Source organism: Geminisphaera colitermitum TAV2, from assembly GCF_000171235.2.
Classification (GTDB): Bacteria; Verrucomicrobiota; Verrucomicrobiia; order Opitutales; family Opitutaceae; genus Geminisphaera; species Geminisphaera colitermitum.
Window position 1 is genome coordinate 42,893 of record NZ_ABEA03000110.1, and the last position, 18,905, is coordinate 61,797.

General features: G+C 59.3%; 21 protein-coding genes and 1 pseudogene. 19 read left to right on the forward strand and 3 right to left on the reverse strand.

Going from position 1 to position 18,905, the window contains the following annotated elements; genetic code table 11:
- Positions 1–16: 16 nt before the first annotated feature.
- The 13 genes from OBACDRAFT_RS13340 to OBACDRAFT_RS13400 all read left to right on the forward strand — a co-directional run bounded on the left by OBACDRAFT_RS13340 (position 17) and on the right by OBACDRAFT_RS13400 (position 11,665).
- Positions 17–508 carry a hypothetical protein gene (locus tag OBACDRAFT_RS13340; protein WP_043586341.1) on the forward strand — a complete coding sequence of 164 codons (492 nt, stop codon included), beginning with the start codon at positions 17–19 and terminating at the stop codon, positions 506–508.
- Positions 498–980 (forward strand): hypothetical protein, encoded by a 483-nt coding sequence (locus OBACDRAFT_RS13345; RefSeq protein WP_043586343.1) that lies wholly within the window; start codon positions 498–500, stop codon positions 978–980. Before OBACDRAFT_RS13340 ends, OBACDRAFT_RS13345 begins: the two co-directional genes overlap by 11 nt.
- A 131-nt stretch (positions 981–1,111) precedes the next feature.
- Positions 1,112–4,261, forward strand: coding sequence for a phage head morphogenesis protein (locus OBACDRAFT_RS25420; protein WP_052361950.1), 3,150 nt, complete (start codon positions 1,112–1,114; stop codon positions 4,259–4,261).
- Positions 4,262–4,311: 50 nt separating this feature from the next.
- A complete protein-coding gene (locus OBACDRAFT_RS13355; protein ID WP_198529902.1) occupies positions 4,312–4,656 on the forward strand; it encodes a hypothetical protein in 345 nt (114 codons plus the stop codon).
- A 23-nt stretch (positions 4,657–4,679) separates the two neighbouring features.
- Complete coding sequence (locus OBACDRAFT_RS13360) at positions 4,680–5,024, forward strand: hypothetical protein (protein ID WP_043586347.1); 345 nt, start codon at positions 4,680–4,682, stop codon at positions 5,022–5,024.
- Between the two features lie 87 nt (positions 5,025–5,111).
- Positions 5,112–6,203 carry a phage protease gene (locus OBACDRAFT_RS13365; protein WP_043586349.1) on the forward strand — a complete coding sequence of 364 codons (1,092 nt, stop codon included), beginning with the start codon at positions 5,112–5,114 and terminating at the stop codon, positions 6,201–6,203.
- 111 nt (positions 6,204–6,314) lie between these two features.
- Positions 6,315–6,743: a hypothetical protein gene (locus OBACDRAFT_RS13370; protein ID WP_052361952.1), complete on the forward strand. Its 429-nt coding sequence runs from the start codon at positions 6,315–6,317 to the stop codon at positions 6,741–6,743.
- 68 nt (positions 6,744–6,811) lie between these two features.
- Complete coding sequence (locus tag OBACDRAFT_RS13375) at positions 6,812–7,747, forward strand: Mu-like prophage major head subunit gpT family protein (protein WP_052361954.1); 936 nt, start codon at positions 6,812–6,814, stop codon at positions 7,745–7,747.
- Between the two features lie 224 nt (positions 7,748–7,971).
- Positions 7,972–8,448: a phage protein Gp36 family protein gene (locus OBACDRAFT_RS13380; RefSeq protein ID WP_043586351.1), complete on the forward strand. Its 477-nt coding sequence runs from the start codon at positions 7,972–7,974 to the stop codon at positions 8,446–8,448.
- Positions 8,449–8,493: 45 nt separating this feature from the next.
- Positions 8,494–9,000, forward strand: coding sequence for a hypothetical protein (locus OBACDRAFT_RS13385; protein ID WP_043586353.1), 507 nt, complete (start codon positions 8,494–8,496; stop codon positions 8,998–9,000).
- Positions 9,001–9,040: 40 nt separating this feature from the next.
- Positions 9,041–9,406 carry a hypothetical protein gene (locus tag OBACDRAFT_RS13390; RefSeq protein WP_043586354.1) on the forward strand — a complete coding sequence of 122 codons (366 nt, stop codon included), beginning with the start codon at positions 9,041–9,043 and terminating at the stop codon, positions 9,404–9,406.
- Positions 9,407–9,468: 62 nt separating this feature from the next.
- Positions 9,469–11,070: a hypothetical protein gene (locus tag OBACDRAFT_RS13395; protein ID WP_043586356.1), complete on the forward strand. Its 1,602-nt coding sequence runs from the start codon at positions 9,469–9,471 to the stop codon at positions 11,068–11,070.
- Positions 11,071–11,146: 76 nt separating this feature from the next.
- Positions 11,147–11,665, forward strand: coding sequence for a phage virion morphogenesis family protein (locus OBACDRAFT_RS13400; RefSeq protein ID WP_043586357.1), 519 nt, complete (start codon positions 11,147–11,149; stop codon positions 11,663–11,665).
- Between the two features lie 154 nt (positions 11,666–11,819).
- Here the strand turns inward: OBACDRAFT_RS13400 and OBACDRAFT_RS28260 are convergent, their stop codons facing one another.
- Positions 11,820–12,005: a hypothetical protein gene (locus OBACDRAFT_RS28260; RefSeq protein ID WP_157837070.1), complete on the reverse strand. Its 186-nt coding sequence runs from the start codon at positions 12,003–12,005 to the stop codon at positions 11,820–11,822.
- Positions 12,006–12,217: 212 nt separating this feature from the next.
- On the opposite strand from OBACDRAFT_RS28260, the gene OBACDRAFT_RS13405 reads away from it, so the two are divergent.
- From OBACDRAFT_RS13405 to OBACDRAFT_RS26640, 4 genes are all read left to right on the forward strand, one after another.
- Positions 12,218–12,802, forward strand: a complete 585-nt coding sequence (locus tag OBACDRAFT_RS13405) for a hypothetical protein (RefSeq protein WP_043586359.1) — start codon at positions 12,218–12,220, stop codon at positions 12,800–12,802.
- A 37-nt stretch (positions 12,803–12,839) separates the two neighbouring features.
- Complete coding sequence (locus tag OBACDRAFT_RS28920) at positions 12,840–13,865, forward strand: hypothetical protein (protein ID WP_052361955.1); 1,026 nt, start codon at positions 12,840–12,842, stop codon at positions 13,863–13,865.
- Positions 13,866–13,918: 53 nt separating this feature from the next.
- Positions 13,919–14,725, forward strand: coding sequence for a hypothetical protein (locus OBACDRAFT_RS13415; RefSeq protein WP_043586361.1), 807 nt, complete (start codon positions 13,919–13,921; stop codon positions 14,723–14,725).
- A 78-nt stretch (positions 14,726–14,803) separates the two neighbouring features.
- A complete protein-coding gene (locus OBACDRAFT_RS26640; protein ID WP_081722037.1) occupies positions 14,804–15,355 on the forward strand; it encodes a hypothetical protein in 552 nt (183 codons plus the stop codon).
- 462 nt (positions 15,356–15,817) lie between these two features.
- On the opposite strand, the gene OBACDRAFT_RS13425 is transcribed toward OBACDRAFT_RS26640, so the two are convergent.
- A complete protein-coding gene (locus OBACDRAFT_RS13425; protein WP_043586366.1) occupies positions 15,818–16,144 on the reverse strand; it encodes a zinc ribbon domain-containing protein YjdM in 327 nt (108 codons plus the stop codon).
- A gap of 332 nt (positions 16,145–16,476) precedes the next feature.
- On the opposite strand from OBACDRAFT_RS13425, the gene yihA reads away from it, so the two are divergent.
- Positions 16,477–17,070 carry a ribosome biogenesis GTP-binding protein YihA/YsxC gene (gene yihA / locus OBACDRAFT_RS13430; protein ID WP_043586392.1) on the forward strand — a complete coding sequence of 198 codons (594 nt, stop codon included), beginning with the start codon at positions 16,477–16,479 and terminating at the stop codon, positions 17,068–17,070.
- Between the two features lie 26 nt (positions 17,071–17,096).
- Positions 17,097–18,380, forward strand: a complete 1,284-nt coding sequence (locus tag OBACDRAFT_RS13435) for a phosphodiester glycosidase family protein (RefSeq protein WP_157837071.1) — start codon at positions 17,097–17,099, stop codon at positions 18,378–18,380.
- 29 nt (positions 18,381–18,409) lie between these two features.
- Here the strand turns inward: OBACDRAFT_RS13435 and OBACDRAFT_RS13440 are convergent.
- Positions 18,410–18,905 (reverse strand): annotated as a pseudogene (locus tag OBACDRAFT_RS13440) (nucleotidyltransferase); the annotation flags it as partial.

The window sequence follows — 18,905 nt, forward strand, 5'->3', positions numbered from 1 at the left end:
CCACTGATGCACACTCATGCGCACTAATAAAAACCGCAGCTCAAAACCCGAGATCATCGGCTACCTCATCCTTACCAAAGACGGTCAACTGGCACCTGCCGCCATCATCGGCGGACGCGAAAAACAGCGTGGAAAAATCAGACTTTTCCCCTCCTACGAATCTGCCCGCCGCGTTGCCCGCCGGGGTGAACGCAATGTCAACGCTGCACGCAACGCCGTCTTCGGCGACTGGGATCATCTCACCCGCCTCGCCGCCATGCTCCCCCTCAACATCCAACCCGTCCACGGCAAACGCTCTGCCTGCCAGAAACCGGGGGAGGGGGGGGGGGGGAGGATCGTCAACAAAACCCCCTCGCTAAAATCGCCGTGCAAAGGCCGTGCAATGACACAGCCGCAATGTTCTGAACGACACGACAACAGAACCGCCTCCCAAAACCCTGCCCCTTATTTTCAACGGAATCGAAAACACACAAACGACAGAATCAGGACACTGGAAAATGGAAACTGAACAGAAACCCAGAGGACACACACGCGTGCCGGTGATTGGTGCCAACGATGGCGTCACCATCGAAGTTGTGCCGGGGCGCAAGTATGTCCCGCTCCCGCCCGACGCCGTGCCCCCGATTGCCGTGCGCGAGATCGTCTCCGCTGGCGACGGCACATGGCGCTGGGTGGCCCATGTGTGTCCCGTCTGGTTTCCCATCCGCCACAAAACCCTCACCAAACTCGGCATCAGCGTAAGCATCCAAAACATGCGCCGCCTCTGCGCCGCCGGCTTCATCGAATTCCGCCAGATCACACCCGGACACTACAACTTCAACTACATGGACTACCTCAAACACGAAGAGGCCACCGCCTCGCCGGGCTTTTGGGCGCGCACCGAACCCGGCCAAGTCCTCACCAACCGCCAACGTTACTCCGCCGTCATCGGCACAGCACCCCTCGCGGACGAAACCGAGGAAGTCGTGAGTAGCGAGTAGCCCTCCCCCCCCCCCCCGCTGGAAGAAATTAAGAATTAGAAATTAGGAGTTAGAAATTCCAGGCCACTCAAACCACAGCACAGCCGAAGTCCGTTTTCCTACTTCCTAATTCCCTCCCTCCTATTCCTCACATGGCCAAATACCTTTTTACACCTGCGCCCAACGAAGCCGCCGTCCGCTTCCTGAAGGACAAGTCGCTTGTGGCGAAAACCGTCTTCGACGGCTTGGTGCCCGAATTGCGCGGACTGGCCTTCACCATCACGGGCATCGAAAATCTCAACGTGATGAAGCGTGCGCGCGACATAATCGCCAAACTCCCGGCAGGCGCGGACTGGGAGAGCACGCGAAAGACACTGGCGGCGGAACTCTGCCCCTGGCTGGGAGACGGTGCGGAAAAACGCGCGGAGACCCTGCTCCGTGTTCATGGATTCTCCGCGCAAGCGGCGGCGCAATACCAAGTCATGGACCGCCAACATGACGTGTTCCCGTTTTGGCAATATCAGAGCGCGGAAGACGAGCGCGTGCGCGAAACACACGCCGCGCTGGACGGCAAAATCTTCCCCGCCGACTCCTCGTTTTGGAACACACATTACCCACCTTGGGAACTCAACTGCCGTTGCTCGGTTGTCGGCCTCACCAAAGAAGACGTTGACGAAATCGAAGCCGAGGACACCAAGGCCAAACGCCCCCCCGAAGCCCGCCGCGTCGTTTCGGGTGCAAATCTGGCATCGGCGGAAAACAACGGTGTACTATATAGTGTGGCGGAGGGCGGCGTTCCCCGCCAACTCGACGTGCGCAGCCCTCGTGAGAAATTCGGCGGGAGCGGTTTCTATCACAACCCCGGCGACCTCCACCTTGATCTGGATGCGTTGAAAGCCCGTTACGCAACCACGCCGGAAGTCTGGAAAACCTTCGAAGCATGGGCAGGCAACACAAAGCTCGGCAAGGGACGCGGCTCGGTCATGGACTGGCTCCAACGCAAATTGCCGACAGCGACGCCGGCGGATGGATGGCCCGATCTTGGAAAACTGGTGGAGGTTCGCAAACTCGGCGGCTCGACCGGCGCGGTTCTTGTCCGCGCACCGGACGGGCGCGAGTTCGTGATGAAGCGCGGCAACTCCCCCGCGCACGTTCAGGAGGAAGTCACCGCCGATGAACTCTACCGCTCCCTCGGCGCGAACGTCCCCGCGTGCAAACTCTACACCGGCCCGGACGGAAAACCCGTGAAGCTGGCGGAGTTTGTTCAGGGTGAGACCTTGCAAGCCGCGCTCGCCAAAGCCACGCCGGCGCAACAGGCCGCGCTCCTTGCCGAGGCTCGAAAACATTTTGTCGGCGATGCACTTTTGGGCAACTACGACGTGGCCGGGTTGAGCTTGGACAACATGCTCGTGGACTCCACTGGCAAAGTCTGGCGCATCGACAACGGCGGTTCGCTCCGCTTCCGCGCACAGGGCGCGATGAAACCCTCGTTTGGTGGGAAAGTCAGCGAGATCGAAACCTTGCGCGATCCTGCAATCAACGCCGCTGCCGCGCGTGTGTTTGGCGGATTGTCGGAGCCGGAGTTGCGCGACCAGCTTGCCGAGGTCGTGAGCAAACGCGCCACCGTGCTTGCCGTCACACCGCCTGAATTGCGCGAGGCGTTGAAAGAACGTTTTGATGATCTGGACACCCGCCTCGCCAGTCTGCGCGGTGAGTTCACACCAGAGTTCGCCGCGAAGGTAAATGAAGCCCGAATCCTCGGAAAAGCACACCTCGGCGACGCCGACAAAGTCGAAGATTTGCAAGTGCTCTGGTATCAGGAAAAGCGCAACGGACAGGATTGCACCATCGCCCGCTTCAAGCTCACGTCGGTGGGCGGCGAGGCCGTGCGCGAGGCGCACAAGGAACTGCTCAGCGCCAAGCCGCCACCTGATCCGTATTGGGAAAAAATTTTGCCCGTCATCAAACACGTCGGTTTCCACGCGAAAGATGGAGCTTACAACGATGCCAAAACCGCCGCGCCGCTGGCCGTGCTCAAAGCGCAACTGACAAAAGCTACGGCAGCGGAACGTGCGCATTACGCTGAAATCATAAAAGAACTGGAGTCGGCGATGGCGGAGAAACGCGCCCCCAAGATGCTTGGTGCCTATCTCCCCCCGCCTCCAAAGTCGGCGGAAAATGGCGACCTCACCCTCAGCGCGTCGCCGTGGACATATTCCCTCAAAACCCGCAACCGGGGATTTGCGGAAGATGCCGGGCAGAAAATCTACGAGGTCAAAAACGCCATCGGCGGCACACACGCAGGCACCGGCGCACAAATTCACGCTGTGCTCCCTGATGACAAAGACACTCCCTACGCTTTGCGAGGAACCGTCGAAATCGCCGTGCCAGGACGCACCGGACTCGACGCAATCAAAGCCGCTGCCGAAGCCGCAAAAGCCCTCGGCGTTGATGTTGCACCCGCAACGCCCGCCCGTCGCGAACTCACCTACCTTGCCCGCAACCTCTCTGTTCTTCACAAGACAATGGGCGAGGCAGACCGCAAGGAATGGCAGACCATCGTTGCCGACGAAAAGACCGGCGAAACCGACCGTGCCACACGCTTGCGCGGCTGGGTGAAAAACAAGCTCGGCATAGATGTTGGCGACGGTCGCGCCTACTCGCCGGATGGCGCGGAAAACGCCTTCGGCAACGGCTGGAAACGCTGGGAGCGTTGGGATATGCCGCGCACCGAAATTGAGAAGGAAATGAAGGGTTACACACTGCATCACAAGTTCTCGTCAGACATGGTGAATGTGCTGGATAGTTTCTTGAACGGTGGCGGCGAGGTCACTCCCACCGTCGAGAGGTTGCGCCTTGGTGTCCCGATCACAGACGGCATGAGCCCCGACTCCGATCTGGCAACAGGCGGGGCAAGTTACTTTTTTACCCGCATCAAAAAAACCGCCGAGTCGGAAAAAACACCGGGCATCACCTTCAAAATCGGCAACCTCGCCCGCCTCGACGCTTACAGTTTTCGCAGTGATGTGTTTGGCGATGTCCGGCCTGTTGGTGAAAATAGCCACGACATCAACCCTCCCCTAGACAGGGGCATCAATGCATCAGAATGGAAGGCGTTTTCGAAGGTCACGAGCAACGAAACCAACTTTAAGAACGGCTTTCACCTTCTTGATGACATGGAATCCATCATCACTCTGACGGGAGCCCAGCGCACACAAGTTTTGGCGACGTTCGCCAAGCATGGTTACGAAGAGCTTCCCGATGGGCGGAAAATCGCAGATGTTGTCCGCGTGAAAAAATGAGTAATATGAACGAACCGAAACAAGAATGGCTGCAAACACTGACCCGCACGGTGCGCGAAGGCGCACGACTCTATTTTCATGACGGGAAAAACGGCACGATCAACATCGGTGCTGTCGAATGGTGTCCGGGGCGCGGTCTGGCATTTGCCGAGATGGGGGCGCAGCATCAGGGGCACGTTCATCTTCTGCCCGCCTCACGCCTCGCGCCGGACGGCGAAACCGCCTTCGACTTTTTTGATGGAAAAGATAATTTGCTCTTCACCATTTACCCGGAAGACGAACTCGCTGGCCCGGCAACTATCTGGCAAGCGTCCATTGATAACGAACATTGGAGATACTTTTGGAAATCCGAAGTCGATCTCCACAAAACAGCTTTCGACCAGTTGAAAAGCTAACCCTGACAACCAAAAGAAACACCATGTGGCTCTGCACCAAAATCGGCTTTTACTCCATTGTTCAAAAACTCCCCAACGAGTTCCATGTCCGTGCCCGTTGCGAACGTGACCTTGTAAATCTGCGCCGCCATTGCACCGCCAGCATTCCCGGCGCGTCAGCGTGGCAAATCCATCGCAGCGAGCCCGCCGACTACCGCTGGCGTCTTGTTGTTGGTGCCGGGGAAATCGCCGCGATTTTCGCCGCTCTGTCGGCGTCCATTGACTACTCCAATTTCAAAAGCGAAATCGCCTGCACCCCCGGCCAGCGCGACAAACTCGCCGCGTATTCAGCGTTCCATCACGATCTCGAACGCTGGCAAAAAGACTGATTTTGTCCCCTCCACAAAATCGGCCAAACCCCCTAATCCGTGCCACGCCAAGATGCGGGCACGGTTTTTTTATGCAAAAATCGCAGCATGTTCATCCGCTCCGTGCGCTGCCATTACTCCACCCTCCCCCTCGAAAAAGAGGGCGGGCTACCCGCGCGCATCCTCATTGGCAAATGGGGCCGCAACAAATCCGTCGTCGAAGACTACACCATTGATGCCACAACCCTCAAACTCCTCCCCCAAAACCAGACCCGCGCAGGCTTCGACACCGTAAGCCTCGACTTCGAACACAACACCGTCCCCGGCACCCCCGAATACAAAGCCGGACAAGAACCCCGCAAAATCGCCGCCACCGGCACCCTCGAAATCATCGAAGGCGAAGGCATCTATTTCCACGCCATCAACTGGACGCCGGAAGGACGCGAAGCCGTATTGGGCAAACATTACCCCGACCTCTCCCCCGTCGTTGTCACAAACAAAGACGGCAAAGTGGTCCTCATCCACTCCATCGCCCTCTGCCGCCAGGGAGCCACCGAAGGCCTCCGCCTCTCCCTGCATTCAGTCGGGATCGGCGACGAAAAACTTTCCGATCCGAATGGGTCGGCGAACTCAAATCAATCCGCCAACGCCAACACCAACACGATGAAACCCGAAGACATTGCCAAACTTTTCCTCCAACTCGCCGGACTGGATGAAACCGCGACCGCCGAACAAATCCAAGGCGCACACGCCTCGCTCCAAAAACAAATCACGGACGCCAAAACCGCCACCTCCGCCAACGCCGACGAAAAAGCCAAAGCAGACGCCTCCGCTGCCGAAAAAGCCAAGGCTGATGCCGCCGCCGCCGCTGCCAAGACCGACTCCACCGCGCAGACCCTCCAAGCGCACTCCATCGCAATCGAAACCCTCACCAAACAACTCGAAAACACCGAACGAGCCAACATCACTGCCGCCGCGATCCGCGATGGAAAACTCATCCCGCAAAGCGCGCAAAAACTCACGCTGGACCAATTCCGCACCCTGGTCAGCGAACTCCCCGCCAACGTCGTTCCCCTCCAACAACGCACGCCCGAAGGCATCAAAGCCCACTCCATCTCTGTCCCCACCGCCGCTGATCTGGTTGGCGAGGATGTCCGCCGCCAACTCGGCATCAGCAAAGAAGACTGGGCCAAACAGTAACTCCTGAAAAAGCTGAAAAGCTGAAATAAAACCAACCCGTATCCAACCACTCAACACCTGCTGCACTCTGATTTCAGCTTTTCAGCTTTTCAGTTTTCAGCCTTTCCAAAAATGCCACTCACCGAACCACGCAACACCGACACGCGCCTCGCCGACATCCTTGCCCTGCCCGTCGCCGCCGCCGCCAAAATCTGGAAAGGCGGACTCACCGCCATCAACGCAGCCGGTTTCGCCGTGCCTGCCTCTGACACCGCCGGTCTCAAAGTCGTCGGCCTCGCCATCATCAGCATCGACAACACAGACGGCGCAAACGGTGCCGCCCAAGTCGAAGTCAAACGCGGCTGTTTCCTCCTCGCCAATTCCGCCGCGAATGCCGCCACCATCGCCCACATCAACGGCCCGGCCTACGTCATCGACGACGAAACCGTCGCCACCCAATCCACCCACTCCATCCCTGCCGGACGCATCCACGACATCGCCGAAGACGGTAGTGTCTGGGTCGATACCGCCCAACCCGCCATCATCCCTTCCGCCGAATAACTCAACATCCGGCGTCCAACCTTCAGCGTCCCATTTTTGACCTAAGCTCCAACACCTGATTTCACACCATGATCATCACCACCACAGCACTCGCCGGCATCCAACGCGGATTCCGCAAACTCTACGACGGCGGCCTCGCCAAAGTCGGCGAACCCCGCATCAACAAATTCGCTCTCCGCGCCCCCTCCACCGGCGCAGAGGAAACCTACGGCTGGCTCGGTGCCCTGCCCAGCATGAGAAAACTCGTCGGCGAGGTAAACATCCGCAACCTCGTCGATCACGGCTGGGCCGTCAAAAACGACGAGTTCGACGTCACCGCCGCCGTGGCACGCAAAGACATCGAACGCGACAAACTCAACCTCTACACCAACTTCTTCTCCGCGATGGGACAGAACGCCGGTCGCCACCCCGACAAGCTCCTGGCCGCTGCGATGGTCAACGCCTTCGACACAAAATGTTACACAGGCAAAAACTTTTTCGACACCGATCACGCCCCGCAAAAAGGAAAGGCAAAGTTCACCAACAAAACCACTGCCAAGCTCTCCATTGAATCCTTCGTCGCCGCCCGCACCAACATGAAAAGCCGTGTCGATGCCGAAGGCGAACCCGTCAACGACGACCCCGACCTTACCCTCGTTGTCTCCCCGCAAAACGAAGCCCTCGCCCGCCAGATTCTCGAAGCCGACTTCATCCAGCAAACCGCGAAAAACGGCGATGCCGTTGTCGGTGGCTCTGCCGTCACCAACGTCAACAAAGGCACCGCCAAACTCGAAGTCTGGAGCCGCCTCAGCGCCAACCCCAACTACTGGTTCCTCTTTGACCTCGGTGCCGTTGTGAAACCCTTCGTCTTCCAGGTGGAAAAAGAAACCGAGTTCAACTCCGTGGATGACCTCACCGATTCCCACGTCCTCCTCAAACACGAATTCCTCTACCAAGCCTATGGCCGCTACAACGTCGCGGCCCTCGTGCCTGAACTCGCCTACGGCTCCACCGGCGCAAGCTAACCGAAATTAGGAAGTAGAAGTTAGAAATTAGAAAATCCAAGCCACTCAAACCACAGCACAGCCGAAGTCCGGTTTCCTAATTCCTAATTCCTACTTCCTAATTTTTTTTAAAGTCCGTTTTCCTAATTTCTAATTCCTACTTCCTAATTCCCTCCTCCCCCCCCCCCCCCCGCTTCCCTCCATTTTTTCTAAAACTCCGTTTCCCTAAAACCACTTAATTTTCCATGCCCGCCACCACTTCCGCCAGCACTTCCGCCACCACTCCCATCGTCACGCATTATGTGACGCTCGCCGAAATGAACGGCCTCATCCCCGCTCAATTCCTCGTGCAGGCTCTCGACGACAACAACGACGGCATCGCCGACTCCACCGCATGGACCGACGTTCTCGGTGCCGTGCAACGCGAAATCGACGGCATTGTCGGCATCCGCTACGCCGTCCCCTTCCGCAACCCAATCCCCGCAATCATCACGCACGCCGCGCAAATCTTTGCCGCCGAAATGCTCTACAACCGCCGTGGTTTCTCCGGTGAAGAGCGCAACCCCTGGACCTCCCAAGCCAAGCAAATCCGCGCACGTCTCGAATCCGTTGCACAGGGAAAACTCCCCCTCACCCCCGACACCAAACGCGAAAAACCCTCCGTCTCCATCGTCGGCGAACAAGCCAAAACCACCAGCCTCGCCGGAAAACTCGCCGTCTGATTCCGCCTCCGTGTCTCTCTGTGGTGAACCTCTGAAAAAAACATCATGCAAAACGGACTCGAACCCGCGCACATTCTGCAACTCCTCCACGACGACCTGAACGCCTTCGTCAAAGACCAGGCCGGCCTCCTTTCCATCGCCGACGACCCTTGGAACTTCCTTGAGTTGCTTGCCGAAAAACCGACCGGCTGGCGTTGCATCCTCCATTGGGATGGCGACACCAACCTCATGGACGATCCGCGCGCGGGCTGCTTTTGCACCAACAACTTTTCCATTGGCCTCACTGCGCAAAAAGGACTCTCCGCCAAACCACAGGAACAAATCTTCCGCCCCCGCGCGGACGGCGCGCCATCATTGCTCGCCCTGGTCGCGATGCTTCGCGTCCGCGTGCGCGGCTTCCTTTTCCCGCGCAACATCAGCCAGCAATCCCCGCTCTACCTGGGTTGCGAATCCATCGCGCTCCCGGACGGCACCCCGCTCGGCGGCTACCGCCTCCGCTTCTCAATAAAAACCACACCCAGCCTCGTCGAATACCGTCCCACATCCGGCTGATCCATTCTCCGCCAGCTCACTACTCGCAACCGCTCCCACCATGCCCGACTACAATCCAACCATTCGCGGCGACAACACCGTCCTCTTCGGCACCCGCAATTTTTACGGCAACGCCATCATCAATTCCGGCACCATCCAGAAGGCCACCGACAAACTCGAAATCCGCAACAACGACGGCGTCGTTGTCACCACGATCTACTACAACCAAAACAGGAAAACCTCCTTTGAGATGATCGTTCAGGCCACCGCCCCCGACATCGGTCCCGGCGACGTTCTCACCCTCGGCACTGGAGCCGGCAGCGCCAAGTTCATCGTGGACGATTGCACCGAATCCTGGAGCAACACCGACGTTCGCAAATACTCCGTCAACGCCACCGCCTACACAGGCATCCCCAACCCCGCCTAACACCCGGTATCCACACCTGTCCCCACGTCCTGAGTCCGGCGTCCATTCGTAATCCCTCCCCCATGAAACTCAACGCCCTCCTCGATCTGGATACAGCAGGCTTCACCGCACCGCTGGCGGGTGCGGCCAAAATGCTCGGCGGATTTGCCGCCAGCATGGCGGCACTCGCCGGCGTCTCCGCAAGCATCGGTGGCGCACTTGCCGGCATGAAGCAGGCGCTGGATTTCGGCGGCATGTTGACCGACCTCAAAGCGCAAACAGGCATCGCAATCAAAGACCTCGTTGTCATGCGCCAGGCATTTCAAGATGCCGGGGCGGGAGCGGATGCGGCAGCTCCGGCGATCAACCTCATGCAACGCGCCATCGCGGGAATCAGCGAGTCGGGACAACCGACAAAAAAGATCTTTGCCCAACTCGGCCTCTCCATTGCAGCGCTCAAAGACATGGGTGCGACGGAACAATTTGAGGCCATAGCCGCCAAAATCCGGGCCATCAAAAACCCCGCCGAACAGACAAACGCCGCGATGGAAATCTTCGGTCGCAGTGGAGCGGCAATGCTCGCCCTCATCAAAAACGGCGGAGCGATGGACGCGGCCCGAACCGTAGTCGGTTCGCAGGCCGATATTCTGGAAAAAAACGCGGCGGAATTTGACCGCGTTAGCGATGCGCTCGGCGCGACAACAACAAAAGTGCGTGGCTTCTTCGTCGGCATGACGGCCTCCCTTTTGCCGTCGATCACGGGAGCCATCGACAAGCTCAACGGGATCGACCTCGCTCCCATCGGAGAAAAATTTGGCGCGGCGATCTCCTCGGCAATAGACACCATTGTCGGCGCATTCCAAAACGGGACGCTCATGCAGATCATCGGCACCTCCCTGACCTTGGGTTTCAAGAGTGCGGTAAACGCATTTGTCGGTGACTTCATCGGACGTTTCATGGCGGCAAAAGAACTGCTCTTCAGCGGCGACTTTTGGGCAGGCGTCCTCGTCGGCATCACGTCCATCGGCGAGGCGCTTGTGAAAGCATTCGCGAGCGCGATCTCCTTCCTCGAAGCCGGCATCATCAAGGCCACCGAAGAGATGACAGCCGCCATCGGAAAAATCCCCGGCCTCGGAAAATACCTGGGCCTGAACGGAGCCGAGGCGCGAAGTTTTTCCGATATTTTTGCTGACACAAAAAAGAACGGCATCGGTGCGGCGGTCTCCGGTTTTGTCGATGGCGCGGGCAATCAAGCCGCAGAGATGACCGGCTTCACCCCCGAAAAATTCGGTGCCGCATTCTCGGCTGCATTCGCGAAATACAAAGAGGGTTTCAGCATGGGCAAGGTCTTCGACACGGAAGGCTTGAGCACAGAGCTTGCAGCCTTGGTCCAAGCCGCGAAAGAAGCTGCCATTGCCGCGCGCGAGGCGGGCGGCAATGCACCAGCGGACAAAAATACCGGGGCGGGCAACAAGGGGGGCGCAACGACGACGGAACAGAGCATCGCGCCTGTGCTGTCAGACAGACTCTCAAAGATCGGCCTCTTTGTCGGTGGCGCGGGCGGGCCAGCCGTCGATTACCAACGCCGGACAGCCTCAGCCACAGAGAAGACCTTTTCCGCCGTGGAAAAACTAGTCCAGAAATTGCCGACAGGAGGCGGCGCGGTCGCCCTTTACGGTGCCTGATTTCTCCCCCGTTTCCCACTGATTTAAGCCGAATTATGTCGCCTTAAATCGAATTGCCCCCCCCCCCCCCCCCCCGATGAGCATGACGATCATCCACGACTCCCTCTCGCCGGCCTTGCGCAAAGCCGCCGCCGCGTTGCGCGACAAAAAGCCGGTCCTCGAAGCAATGGCCTTCCTCGTGGAAAACGCCGCCCGACGTTCGTTCAATGACCCCTCGCAACGGGCAACACCCTGGGCACCGCTTTCGTCCAAAACGATCGCGCAAAAACGTCGGCACAACGAACGCCCTGACACCATCAAAATCAGCACGGCATTGATGAAACGCACCACGCACCTCTGGCATTCATGGCATACGCTTGTGACGAGCCAGCACGCGATCATCAGCAGCACGGCCACAACCAAGAAAGGGCAATTCTACGCCGTTTTCCACCAGTTTGGCACGAACAACGGCATCCCTGCGCGTCCGATGCTCCCTTACATCGGCCAAGGCGATTCCGCGCAACTGGCACCCTTCATCCGCCAAAAAATCGAGAACGTCGCGATGGCCAAAATCGCCTCATTACTTCGCCAGAAAGCAGGGATTTCCACGTCTTGAACAAGCGTAACACCTGATTCTGCGAACGTCTCTTCGTATATCGAAAAGACTCTGAAACGTGGGCATCCATGCCTCAGCCCCTTTTTCAGGCGAGGCAAAGTGACCAAACCCCCTCAACCGTGCCATACCGATTAGCGGATGAAGCGGCAAAACGCTAGGCTGGCTGTCCTTCCCGACAACCCAGCCCATGCCGCTCAACCGCGTTTCCGAAATCTTTCTCGACACCGCCCGCCCCTCCGGGAACGTCCTGCGCCGCTCCGTCAACGATCCGACGCCAGCCGACACACCACTCTGGATCGAAGCCGACAAGTTTTTCATCCGCATCCGCTTCGTTGAACAAGCCCCGGATTCCCTTGCTGGCGGAACCGCAATTGACCTTGGCGACGAAGCCACCGTCATCCTCGGCGCAAAACGTGTGCGCGGTTCAGGCAACCTGCTCTTTTCCGCATCGAACTTCCAACGCATCATCGTTCACGCTCCCCCCTCCCCCCCCCCCTCCGCACACCTGAAGGTGAACCCCCAGGAAACGCCCCCGCCACACCAATCATCGACGTGTATTACGAGGCCCGGCTCAACCTCAACACCGAGACCATGCCCCCCGCCTTTGGCTCAGACCAAAGCATCCAAGTCTGGTGTGATGTGGAACTCCAAACCCCCGTCCCCGGAAGCCCCGACCCCGACCGCCTCACATGGCAATTCCCCACGCAAATCGTCCGCCAAGCCTACGCTGGCGAAGTTGCCCCCATCCCCGCCCTCCCCCCCTACCCATCGCCCGACAACCTCATCCCCATCGCCCCCGAATCGGTCGGCAATTTTCGCTTCAAACCCACCCCCACCGGCCTCCTTCTCCAACTCAAAGGACGCCTCACCGGAACCTTTTATGCGCCCTGGGTGGAGGGAAACACAGGCGCGGAAACACTCTCATTCGACGCTGCTGACACCGCCGCCACCGTCCCCGGCCTCAACTACTTCGCCCTGCGCAACGGAGCCAACTACCGCGTCATCGACACCGCCAACTCTGGCACCCTCCTGCAAATCCGCCACCGCGTGGACCCAGCCCGCCTCTTCACCCTCGTCATCGACGGCGAAGCCGGTGCCGAAACCCTCGGTATCCTCCCCGCCTCAGCCACCGCCTGACCAACCTTATCGCAAGCCAAGCCGCCACCGCACCACCATGATTTACCGTATCCTATTTCTAATTACCACACCCCTTGCCCCCCTCGCCCTCAACGCGCAGACACTCCCGCCACCAGCATTCGTGACCGTTGCCGCCAACCCGGACGGCACCCTGCGCGCCCCCGCCAGCTTCTGGCCAGCTAACGCCGCCGCCATTGCCACCGCCATCGGCTACGACGCCGAACGCATCGACAATCTTGCCGGTCAACTGGAAGGCTTTCAGTCCGACCTGCAACACGTCTGGAACAACCGCCAGCCCCTCGACTCCACGCTGACCGCCCTCAGTGGCAAAACCATCAGCCCCTTTGCCTACACGCTCCTGGACGACACGGACGCCGCCACCGTGCGCAACACACTCGGACTCGGCACCGCAGCGACGACAGCCAGCACCGCCTACGCAACATCCGCCCAAGGCACACTTGCCGCAACCGCCGTGCAACCAGCCCGCACGATCACCGCAGCCGGCCTTGCCACCGGAGGCGGCGACCTCACTGCCAACCGCACGATCACCGTTGCTGCCGCGACCGATCCGCAAGCCATTGCCGGGACTGCGAGCAACGTTGCCATGACCCCAGCCAGCACCCGCACAGCCATCGACGCCCGCTCGACCGTTGCCGTGTTCACGATCCCCCTTGGCCCCGGATTTTACGATTTTGAACTCAAAGCCACACTCTCGAATTTCGGCGAGCACACCCCCTTCACCGACCTCATCTTCTACTATCACAGTCCTGACCCCGCCCGCACCTCGATCACCTCACAAATCGGTGCCGTGCCTACGGTGTTTTTTACCGACACGGGGAACTCTGACAAACGCCGCTGGCGCAAACAACCCGCGAACAAGTCCATCTGGCAAACCCGCGCAGGCATCGTGCCTGCCGTCATCGTTGTCGTCCCCCTGGATGCGACAATCAAACAGACCAATCCCAACCTCATCTGGTCGTATCAACGCATCACAGCCACCACCTACGAAGACATCTGGTATCCCATCATCCCCACCTGGCTCCCCGTTGCCCCCACCCCCTAAGCACTTCCGTCCCACGTCGGACGGTATCCAAAAACCAAACACACACCACCACCATGAGAAAACCCATCCTCCTCCTCTCGGTTCTCGCCTCCTTCGGCGCGAGCCTCGCGTTTGCCGCCAGTTCGCCCACCGCGACGGCTGTCGCGCTTTACAAAGACATGGACACGCTTGTCCACAGCTACGAAACCAAAATTTCCACGGCAAAAGTGGCAAAAGACCCTGCTGCCGTCACCGCTCTTTCCGCCGAAAAAAAGGCCAGAACTCGTGAATGGAGTGCCGCGAACAACCCTGCCATCGCCGCGCTCATCCCTGACATTGACGAAATCGCCGACAACAATCCCGGCATGGCTGCATGGGTCATCAAATCCGTGCTCACCGAAAAAAACCGGGATGTCGAGACCGGCACAGTTGCCACCATCTTTGCGCAAAACGACGCGGACAAGGCGCTCGCTGCCAAACTCTCGAACATCGGCAACCGAACACATGCGTATTTCTATTACAGCTTTTACGCCGACGCTTCGGAAATTGATACACTGCCAGGCAGTCCAATGCCTGCCCTTGCCGCCGCTGTTGTACGCCGAGCAAGCGCCCTCGACGCCCTTGGCACTCTGGTTCCGGCCTACTACCGCCGCTCTCTCGGCTTGGGGCTCGTCACCAACCACTACAACTCATGGTTCAACGCCCTCTACCGCGCCACATGGAAAACGGACCGTCCTGCCGCGCTGACGCTCCTTCAAAACGAGCAAAACGGCATCGCTTCGCTGGACTCAAAATTGAAAAACAAGATCACCGAAAAACGTGTCGAAGAGTTGCGTCTGCTTGCCGCGCGCGCCGCCGAAATCATTGCACAAGGCAAGTAATTCCCCCCCCTTGCACAGAGACGCGAAGGCCCTCCCCCCCCCCCCCCCCGCGTCTCAATAACCTTTAAGGCCGCACACATGAACTCATACACCAAGCTACTCTATTTTCTTTGCCTGCTTGTCACGCTATCGGGTGTATCACACGCACTTGCTGACGAGTTCGATGACATTTTGGGAGCTGACACGCCCCAAGTTGCCATCGCCGTTGAAGAGGATGAAATTGCCACACCAGAAAAGTCATGGGTGCCACCACCGCCGTTGGTTTTGCCGCCTGTGTTATTGCCTGCGCTCAAGCCTGCAATCGCACCTGTGCTCCAAAACCTCCCGTTGCCGCCGCACCTGACGCCTCTGCAATTCGAGCATTTGCGGGTCACGCTCACTGGCGTACTCCAACGTGAGACAGTGCTGACCAGCACCGGTCTTGTCATCCTGACGCCTCCCGTGCTTGTTGATCCGCTGACCTCGCTTGAAAGCTGGCTGCGCATCTTTCGTGCCGCCGAAGTGACGGAACTGCCCAGTTACGCGCATGGTACGCCAGCTTGGGTGCAATGGAGACAGTTGTCAGCGAATCCTCTTACTACGGAAGCCGACTGGATTCGTTTCTATCGCATCCTATCATCTTCAGTCTGATCGGGGCGACAGCCCGATTCATTTCCAGCCCTCGCATGACCCATGCGGGGGCTTTGCATTTGCGCTGCATGAGATGTGCAGGGGGGGGAGGAACGTTACATGATTTTTACCCATTCCACTATTTCTCGCCACCCATTCCAAATATTTTGCGCGTTTACGTTATTGCCAATCCGAACCGTGCGACTCACGAATACGCAGAGGTAACGGTTCGGGCTAAAGCTCCGAACTACGTCAAGGCAAGCGGCGCTTCGCGCAGTAGATTGGATTGCAGGCAAGATGCCTGCGCTACGGGCGCTGCCGCGCCACCTCTCGTCTATCCACCGAAAACGTCGAAAAACCTTCTCACTTTCTGGGTCGATCACGCGACAAAGGAATTGCGCATTGTGGACATCGAATGGGTGCAACCGGGGCAGCCTTGATTTCAGCCGCCGGGGGGGTGTCTCTGGCGTGGCCCAGGCTGGTTCAGGCTTTTTTGACGAAGCAGGCTTTGAGTGCCATGGGACTGCCGTCGATTTTGCAGTCGATCTCGTGATCACCATCAACGAGACGGATGCTCTTGGCCTTGGTGCCTTGTTTGAGGACTTGGGAGGAGCCGCGCAGTTTGAGGTCTTTGATGAGGACAACGCTGTCGCCATCGGCGAGCGGTGTGCCGTGTGCGTCTTTGACGACGCGGGCGGTTTCGGCGGGTGCTTCCTTGGGCCATTCGTTGCCGCAAGTGGCGCATTCGTAGTGGTCGGAATGTTCGAGAACGTCGTCAAGGGTGCAGGCCGGGCAAGTGGGTTTGGACATGTCGTGAGCGAGGGATGGTGTTGTTGGTTATGAAATGAAAAGCCGCCAAGCGTGGGGAACGTTAGCGGCGGGTTCAACCCTCCAAGTAGGAGGCGTCATCATTGGGGTACAATTCAAAGTTATGCCAGCGAGCAGTGCTATTGGCGGAGGGCGGGTCTCCTGACCCGCCAGACGCGGCGCAGCCGCGCCATTCCGGATGGGCGAGGCTCGCTGACGCGAGCCTCGTCGGCGGGTCAGGAGACCCGCCCTCCAGACGTTGGCTTGCCATCGGGTGGGGGAGGGGGATGCTTCGGGCTTTTCGCGGCGGCATTGGGCTGGCCGTCATTTCCATCATGAAAATCAAGACCGCTGTTTTTGAAAAAAGCGCCCCTAACCTCGCAACGAGCCCAGTATGGGGGTGCAGGGAATTTGCCTTCATCGGGCGGTCCAACGTCGGCAAATCTTCGCTGCTCAATTTGCTCACGGAACAAAAGGATCTGGCCAAGGTGTCGGCCACGCCGGGCAAGACGCGAATGATCAATTTTTTCAAGATCAACAACGCATGGTCTCTCGTCGATCTGCCGGGATACGGCTTCGCCAAGGTCGCGCAACATAAGCGGTCGGACTTCAACCAAGCAGTGGCCCGGTATTTGGAAAAACGTGACAATCTCGCCTGCGTGTTCGTGCTGATCGACTCCCGGCTGCCACCGCAACAGATCGACCTCGATTTCATCCAGTGGCTGGAGGGCACCGGGCGTCCGTTTGCGCTCATTTTCACCAAGACCGACAAGCAGTCGCCCACGCAGACGCGGGCCAAAATCAGCCTGTTCACGGAGGCGCTGGCAGAGTGGCGCACGGAGCCGCCGCCGATCCTCACGTCATCGTCCAAAACGAAGAGCGGGCGGCGGGAGATTCTGGAGTTTATCGCAGGGATGCTGGCTTCATGAAGCCGGCTCTGCTTTTTTCGTTTTCCTTGCGACGCCTCTTTTGGATGGGGGCGCTCGTGTGTGTTTTCGTTCGCGCTGGTGTTGCGTCCGAAACTGTCCGGTGGGCGGAGCCGCAGGGTTTTTTCGAGAACGAGCAAATCAAGCGCACCCCGCTCGCTCCGGGGCTTGTGTGGATTGCTGCAGCGGGGGTGCGCGGCGGGTTGCTGGTGGAGACGCAGGTGCTCGATGTGGATTTGCAAGCTGACGCCGGGCTGCGCCTCGAAACGCTGGTTGGAGCGAGTCAGGCGCGCGCCGACTCCGGGCAGTATTTTCTTCGTTCCATCCCCAGCCAGATGCAGCGGGACTCGGGCGCGCTCGCGGTCATCAATGCTTCGTTTTTCGATATCAAGTCCACGCAAACTCCGTCTGGCCTGGTGGTGCGCGGCGGGTGGTTGCTGCGCGAACCTATGTTGCGCGACCATCCAGCGGTGCTTTCGCTGGCCGACGGGCGCGCGTTGATCGGAACGCCGGGCTGGAACGGGCGGGTGAGTGTGCGTAACAAAAATGGCGATACACATGCGATGCGCGAGATGCCGCTGGCGGGTGTCAATCGCACGCTGCTTCAGGAACGGGAGGTGGTTTTGTTTTGTCCGCCGTGGCAACGCACGCCGGACCCGGCGGCTCCGTTTTTGCGCGGGCGCGGTGCGCTCGAAATCGTGGTGCGGCGCAGGGTCGCCGCGCCTGTGCCTCTGGGCGATGGCAGCATGAGCGTGCCGGTGGAGGTGGTGGCGGTGCGCACGGAGCCGGATCGGACGTCGCGCGCGCTGGCGGACGATGAAATGGTGTTGGTCGCGGGTCCGCGGGCCGTGGATTTTTTTCAAGGCCAAAACCAAGGCCAAGGTGTGCAGGCGGGGGCGATTTTGGACATCAACTGGCGGCTGACCGATTTGCCCGCGGGCGTTCACACGCGCGATGTGCGTGATGCGGTGTCGGGCAATGTGATTTTGATCGCGGCGGGAAGGTTGCAGGAGGGAGGCGGGGCGTTCTGGACGACGCGGCATCCGCGCAGCGCAGTGGGAGTGGCCGCGGACGGACGGCGCGCATTACTCGTGCTGGTGGACGGGCGTTCGTTGTTCAGCGCAGGCATGGATTTGAGTGCGTTGCGCGATTATCTGGCGCACCTTGGCGCGCATGATGCGGTCAATCTGGATGGCGGCGGTTCATCGGCCATCACGGCGGCGTGGAAAAATAATGAGGTGAGGGTGCTCAACCGGCCGTCGGATGGCCGGGAGCGGCTCATCCCGACGGCGTTGGGTGTCCGGCGTCAGTAGTTGAGCGGGCATCGCTCCTGACGGTTGGTTTATCCGATTTTCGTCAGCGGCGAGGGGTATTCGCCCGCCGCAACAAGGGCGGCAATGGCGGCTTGCACGCGGGGTTTGTCTTCACGGTAGGTGACGCCAAACCAGGAGCTGGTGGTGGGCAGCACGTGCACGCGGGCAGCGTTGGTGGTGAGGAGGTCGTTGACGGCAAAGGGTAGATAAAACTCGGTTTTCTCGCTTGTGCCGTGGTCGGCGAGGAAGGCGCGCCAGCGGGCGTCGAGTTGAGGGAGGAAGGCGGATGTGAAGCCCCAGCAATTCATCGAGACGATGGTGTCGGGCGCGTATTTGGAGTCGGATGACAGACCGACTTCGGCGGCGTGGATGCCGGTGTGTTCCTCAATGCCGGTCAGGATGCCGTTTGTATCCAAGGAGCAAATACCGCGTGAGACGGCTCCATGTTCGGAGAGGGTGTTGGCCAGGCGGAAGCCGACCATGGCGTATTCGGGCGTGGACGCGTGGAGCGCAGTGGGAGGGGGG